At 70.3% G+C, this 5748-nt stretch carries 7 protein-coding genes; 2 read left to right on the top strand and 5 right to left on the bottom strand.

The window, feature by feature from the left end; all coding sequences use genetic code 11:
* Positions 1 to 626: NmrA family NAD(P)-binding protein (locus VF468_23930; protein HEX5881336.1), on the top strand; the 626-nt coding region annotated here is incomplete at its 5' end.
* 632 nt (positions 627 to 1258) lie between these two features.
* Here VF468_23930 and VF468_23925 read toward each other — a convergent pair.
* From VF468_23925 to VF468_23905, 5 genes are all read right to left on the bottom strand, one after another.
* Positions 1259 to 1546: a hypothetical protein gene (locus VF468_23925; protein ID HEX5881335.1), complete on the bottom strand. Its 288-nt coding sequence runs from the start codon at positions 1544 to 1546 to the stop codon at positions 1259 to 1261.
* A 605-nt stretch (positions 1547 to 2151) separates the two neighbouring features.
* Positions 2152 to 2652 carry a hypothetical protein gene (locus VF468_23920; GenBank protein ID HEX5881334.1) on the bottom strand — a complete coding sequence of 167 codons (501 nt, stop codon included), beginning with the start codon at positions 2650 to 2652 and terminating at the stop codon, positions 2152 to 2154.
* A 156-nt stretch (positions 2653 to 2808) separates the two neighbouring features.
* The gene (locus VF468_23915) at positions 2809 to 3012 is read right to left on the bottom strand and encodes a hypothetical protein (GenBank protein ID HEX5881333.1); all 204 of its coding nucleotides are present in this window, start codon (positions 3010 to 3012) and stop codon (positions 2809 to 2811) included.
* Positions 3013 to 3388: 376 nt separating this feature from the next.
* On the bottom strand, positions 3389 to 4021 hold the full coding sequence (locus VF468_23910) for an acylglycerol kinase family protein (protein HEX5881332.1): 633 nt from the start codon (positions 4019 to 4021) through the stop codon (positions 3389 to 3391).
* On the bottom strand, positions 4014 to 4346 hold the full coding sequence (locus VF468_23905; protein ID HEX5881331.1) for a hypothetical protein: 333 nt from the start codon (positions 4344 to 4346) through the stop codon (positions 4014 to 4016). Before VF468_23905 ends, VF468_23910 begins: the two co-directional genes overlap by 8 nt.
* A gap of 294 nt (positions 4347 to 4640) precedes the next feature.
* Between VF468_23905 and VF468_23900 the strand changes: the two genes are divergently transcribed.
* The coding region (locus VF468_23900) for a phospholipase D-like domain-containing protein (protein HEX5881330.1) at positions 4641 to 5748 on the top strand (1108 nt) is incomplete at its 3' end.

The raw sequence follows: 5748 nt of genomic DNA, 5'->3' as shown, positions 1-5748 counted from the left end.
AGGAACGCAACGCCATCGACGCGGCCACGCGGGTCGGGGTTGGGCATGTGGTCGCGCTGTCGGTGCTGGGGTCCAGCCCGGATGCCGCGGTGGCGTTCGGCCGCTGGCACGGCGAGATCGACCGGCACCTGGCCGAGTCAGGCCTGCCCCATACCCTGCTGCTGCCGAGTGGGTTCATGCAGAACTTTCTGGCGTCGGCTCAGTACGTCGCCGACCAGGGCATCTTGTACGGCATGACCGGCGAGACCCGGGTTAGCTACATCGACACCCGCGACGTCGCTGCGGTGGCCGCCCGGGTGCTGACCAGCCCCGGCCACCAGGGCAAGGCGTACGCGCTGACCGGGCCGGAGGCCCTGTCGGGGGATGAGGTGGCCGAGCGGCTGTCGGCGGCCACCGGCCGCCCGGTCGGCTCGGTCGATGTCGCGGCCGACACCTTCGGGCAGGCGTTGGCCGGGGCTGGCCTGCCCGGTTGGTTGGTCGAGCGGCTGGTCGAGCTCAACATCATGATGGCGGACGGCCACGCCGCTGGGGTCACTGATGAGGTGGCCAGGCTGACCGGACGCCAGCCCCGGACGTTTGCACAGTTCGCCGCCGAGCACCGCGTCGCCTTCGGCGGCCAGCAGTAATACCGGCTAGAGTTGTCGCGGTTGCCGCCTGGCTTCGTCCTTGGCCGACGGCAGTTCCGTGCTGAGCTGACGGTGGTGGTCCCTTGACCCGCTCGACCAGGCCACCGACGAGCTCGGCCGCCGCGTCGACACCCTCAGCGTCCCCACCACTCCCGCCGGCTACCAGAATCTGCTCGCCTGGGCCCGCGGGCTCGGCGAGCCCATCGCCTGGGGCGTGGACGGCGCCGGCATCCTACTCGGCAGTGACGGGCGAAGCTTGGGACGTGTCACGGATCGAATGAGCATGTCGGTCGGGCGTTCACAACGGCTGGTCGCCGGCGGCTCGTCGATGTGGGCGGTGTTCTACGCCGCCAACGGCCCCGACCGGCGTAGCCGCTGCGGCCTCGTGCCCCACGCGAAGGTATGGTTCGGCATCCCGGGCGGCCAACGGCTTGGCGGTCGTCCCGGCCGGCTGGGCCAACCGACTCGGCGACGGCGACTGCGCGAACTCGGGGCGCTGAGGTGGGGGACCGCGTCGTCAACGAGATGGGGCATCGCAATCAAGCCGCTCGCCTCCCTGCTCGGCGACGCGCGCACCGCCACCGCCTGTTGCTAAGACGCCGGGGACTCGCTCAGCAACGGCACGGACGAGCTCAGGAGGCGGCAGGTTTGGCGTCGCCGTTGGCCGACCGGCGCCGACGTCGGCGGGTGCCGGTGGTGCCGGAGGCAGCTTTGGCGGTACCGCTGCCCGGCTTGCGGCCGCGCTTTTTCGCCATCTTGCCGAGGCCTTCGAGCTTGAGGCCCTTATAGTTCTGTGCCGAGATATCGAGCTGCTGGGTCGATCCGTCGGGGTGGCGGATGGTGAGTTGGTAGGCCTGTCCGGGGGCAATCTCCCGCTCATCCATGTCAGAAACGTGCATGGTGATGGTCTTGGTGCCCATCGAACTCCTTTCACGGCATGTCGACGCGACCCCGAACCACAGTCGCGGAATTGAGCCAAGCCTAACCATCGTCAACGCTTCCTGCAACAATCATTGCCTTTTTCAGCCCTTTCCGGGTGCAACTTCCCCCGGCCACCCGACCAGGTAGTCATCCCGCGTGTGTGGCTGCTGGCCGAGGTTTCATGCCAAAGCGTCGGGGCGGATGATCCTGGCTTGGGTGCCGCCATGGGTTCCGGCGATGGGGCGACGACTGTTCGGCACTTGAGGAGCACGTGGCCACCACAACGCGGGCCGTCGCCAGCCCCCGGCCGCCGGGCCGCCTCAGAGGAACACACCAGCTATCTCAATTACGTCTCGCCCAGGTCGGTCGCTTGGAGGCGTCGCCGAGGCGCAGTCCTGGTCTTCCGCAGCAGGAGAGAGTGTGTGGGTGCTGCGGTTGTCGGCGAGGAAAGCGGAAGCGGAGTCCGCAACTCCTCAGCGTCCAGTACCAAGTCGGGCGATGTGTGGGACACCGCCGGGGGAGCTTGTTCGCGACGCTCAAGGAACAAGGGTTGACTCCCGCTCGCACCCTGCGCCAGTCGCGTGGCGCGGACAGGCCTGGTGGTCTAGCTTCGCCCGGTCGGGCGTGTCGCCGAGAGCACCAGGCCGTATAGCACGTGGTCGGCGGCCAGGGCCAGGCGGTCGACGGGGCGCACACGCTTGGCCTGGCTGAGGCCCAGGGCGGGCGCGATCCCTAGCTCGAAGCCCAACCACACCACCAGCCCGTACACCGGTCCTGCCCACGGACGGCGCCGCATCGGGCGGGGCAACGCGCCGAAGGCCGCGCCGCCGCTAGCGCCGAAGGCCCAGTGGGCGGCCTCGACAAGCCCCCGGCGCTGGGTGCGCGGCGCCCGCCGCAGCAGGGCGCGCACGCCGCGCGCCCGCTGGCGCTTGAGGGCTTGGGGTGGAGTCTGTTGCACGAGCCCGAGCTCGGTGGTGATTACCCGCATTCCCGTCATGGCCATCGCACCGACAGCCCCCCACGCAGCGCCGCGGAGCACGTCGCCCGCACGGGAGGCAAGGTTCATTCCATGCGGCGCCGGTGCCGGGCTCATCTCCACCTCCATCCGGGCATGCTCCCCCGTCCGCGGGCTCCGCCCACCCGGACCCAGATCCTTGGTCGTTCCCCAGGAAGTCAGGCGACGCTGCGTTTCGACGTCCCCTAGGTGCGCGACTGACGATGACGGCTGAGGCATTGCGGCATCTCGCGGATATGGGGGAGATCAGCATCGGCCTCCGACGCCCGGACGGCTCAACCGGGTCCACCCCGATCTGGGTGGTGTAGGTCGTTGGCTGAAGCCGTCGGCGGTGCGGAAGCGCTGGAGCGAGTCCTTGGCCAGCCGGCCCCAGCCGGTGCGGCGGAGCGCGTTCAGGGCGTCTTCGCCCTCCAGCTCGTGGGTCTCGGGGACCCGGGTGGCGGTACTCATGGGTTGTCCTCCTGCTCTGGTCCCTCTGCATGGGTGGGCACGCACAGGGTGAGCGCCCGCGGGAGGATCTCAACTACCAGCCGGCGGGTGCTGCCGGCTGGGTCGCCGTCCCGCTCGACTGGCTGGGGCCGGTCGCAGTCGACCTCGACGCGTCGGGCGCGAAACAGCTCCAGCGGCAACCTCGGTGATCCCGATGGTTCAGCCTGTCCTTGCTGGTCGGGGCCGTGTCGTTGACGTCGCAGCAGCACCTGGGTGGTCAGCCGTAGCCAGTCGACCGGTGTGCGGGTTCCAAGGACCGCGACGTCCAGCACGCCATCGTCGGGCTGGGCGTCGGGCACCACCGTCAGCCCGCCCTGCAGGCGGCCCAGGTTGACGATCAGCAGGCCCTGGCCGGCGCGGGTGATGGGCGGCTGGTCGTCGAGGCGGATGCGGAACCGGGCTGGGCACCGGCGAAGCTGGCGCAGGCCGCTGAGCACGTAGGCGAGCGCGCCGATGCGGGTTTCAGGGTGGGGTTGGCGTCGCGAAGCATGGCGGCGTCGAAGCCGAGCCCGCTCATGATCACGAAGCGGTCGGCGCCGCCATCAAGGGCGCCGACGTCGAGCTGGCGGCGGTCGCCGTGCAGCGCGACATCGACCGCGTCGTCCAGGTCGCTTGGTAGGTCGAGGTTGAGCGCCAGGAGGTTGCCGGTGCCGCCGGGCAGGACCGCCAGGGGCACGTCGCTGGCGGCCAGGCCGGTGACGCAGGCCATCACGGTGCCGTCGCCGCCCGCAGCCAGGACCAGGTCCACGCCCTGCTCGACGGCCTGGCGGGTGAGGCCTTGGCCCGCCTCCTGCTTGGTGGTCTCCAGCCACACCACCACCTCGACCCCGGCCGCGTTCAGCGCCGCCTGCAGGTCGCGCTTGCGCTCGGGCGCGTCGTCAGGGGAGGTGGCCGGGTTGAAGACCACCGCGACCCGGCGTACGGCGGGCCGCGGGGTGGCGGCCGGCTGGGCCGCGAGCGGCTCAGCCATGGCGCGGCAGCAGCAGCGTGATCGTCAGGAAGATCAGCACCTCGCCGGTCGCCACCGCGACCAGCATCGGCTCGCGCCAGCACTGCCAGGCCAGCGCCACGCCGGCGATGGTGAGCACCGCCAGGGCCGCGATCGTCGGGGTCTCGGCGGCGTCGGTGGCGGAGTGGGTAGCCTGGTTCACGTCGTTGGTGCGGTGGGCAGCAACCCAGCGGTCGACATGAGTGTCGGCACGGCCGAACGCGTCATGGCTAGCGACCTTGGCAAGCAGCAGCCCAACCAGTACGCCGACGAGCAGGATCACGACCGCCGAGCCGAGCAGGAACAACCCCCGGACGGGACCCGGCTCGCTGGCCGGCGCCGGCGCCACGCCAGCCCCACCTCCCACTGGCCGGCCGATGGTGGCTCCAGCGGTTCACCGGAGCGAGCCATCGCCTACCTCCCAGGGCACCCAACGATCGCCCAGCGCTGCCGAAGCTATCTCCACAAGGACAGGCGAGCAAATCCCGGCATCCGGTCCCATTCGGTGCTCAGCCGGCTTGTGGGCTATCGTCTGCAATCGAACGCAGGTAGAGCAAGGCAGCGGGGCCATCCCACCCCCTGTTGTCCAGGAGGCCGTCCCGTGCCACCAGCCCGGTCCATCCGCAACGCCGCGATCCTGGGCGGCTTGGGGCTCGCCAGCGTCTACGCCTTTGAGGCGGCCCAGTACCGGCGCACCGCCGCCAAGGGTTACGAGCTGCAAGACCCTCCGACACCTGGCACGGCCGACTTCGCCCGCCTGGTCGAGGCGCTCACCATCGCCCCCCTACGCCAGGGCAACCGGGTCACCGTGCTCCGCAACGGCGACGAGATCTTCCCGGCCATGCTGGAGGCGATCCAGCAGGCCAAGGAGACGGTCAACTTCGCCACCTACGTCTACTGGACCGGCTCCATCGCGCCACAGTTCGCCGAGGCGCTCGGCGAACGGGCCGCCGCCGGGGTCGAAGTCAACATCCTGCTGGACGCGGTCGGCGCGGCCAAGATGGACCGGGCCCTGATCGACCAGCTGAAGGACGCCGGGGCCAGGGTGGCCTGGTTCCGGCCCCCTAAGTGGTACACCCTGCACAAGCTGAACAACCGCACCCACCGAAAGATCCTGGTCGTCGACGGTCGGGTCGGCTTCACCGGCGGGGTCGGGATCGCCGAGGAGTGGACCGGCAACTGCGAGGATGTCGAGCACTGGCGCGACACCCACGTGCGGGTCGAGGGGCCGGTGGTGCGTGACCTGCTCAGCGGCTTCGTCGACAATTGGGCCGAGGCGACCGGCTGCATCCTGTCCGGCCGGCAGCACCTCCCGGACGTGGGTGGCTTCGACGACGGCATCCAAGCCCAGGTCACCCGCTCCACCGCGCAGAAGGGCAGCACCGACGCCGAGCAACTGTTCTACACCGCGATCGCCTGTGCCCGGGAGCGGATCTGGCTGACCACCGCCTACTTCGCGCCACGGCAGGCCTTCGTCGACGCGCTGTGCGAAGCGGTCGGCCGCAGGGTGGACGTGCGCGTGCTGACCAACGGCCCCCACACCGACAAAGAGGTCGTCCGCCAGGCCGGGCGGCGCTGCTATGAGCAGCTGCTGGCCTGCGGCGGGCGGATCTTTGAGTACCAGCGCACCATGCTCCATGCCAAGGTCTTGCTGGTGGACTCCCACTGGGTCACGGTCGGATCGGTCAACTTCGACAACCGCTCGTTCG

It is taken from the genome of Actinomycetota bacterium, from assembly GCA_036280995.1.
In the GTDB taxonomy this organism is placed as follows: Bacteria; Actinomycetota; CALGFH01; order CALGFH01; family CALGFH01; genus CALGFH01.
This window is presented reverse-complemented; position numbering and strand designations above follow the sequence as displayed.

Bases quoted from the DNA above. Each gene is read 5' to 3' on its own strand.
- VF468_23920 (HEX5881334.1), bottom strand. From the start codon at position 2,652: ATGGAGGTGGAGATGAGCCCGGCACCGGCGCCGCATGGAATGAACCTT.
- VF468_23915 (HEX5881333.1), bottom strand. From the start codon at position 3,012: ATGAGTACCGCCACCCGGGTCCCCGAGACCCACGAGCTGGAGGGCGAA.
- VF468_23910 (HEX5881332.1), bottom strand. From the start codon at position 4,021: ATGGCTGAGCCGCTCGCGGCCCAGCCGGCCGCCACCCCGCGGCCCGCC.
- VF468_23925 (HEX5881335.1), bottom strand. From the start codon at position 1,546: ATGGGCACCAAGACCATCACCATGCACGTTTCTGACATGGATGAGCGG.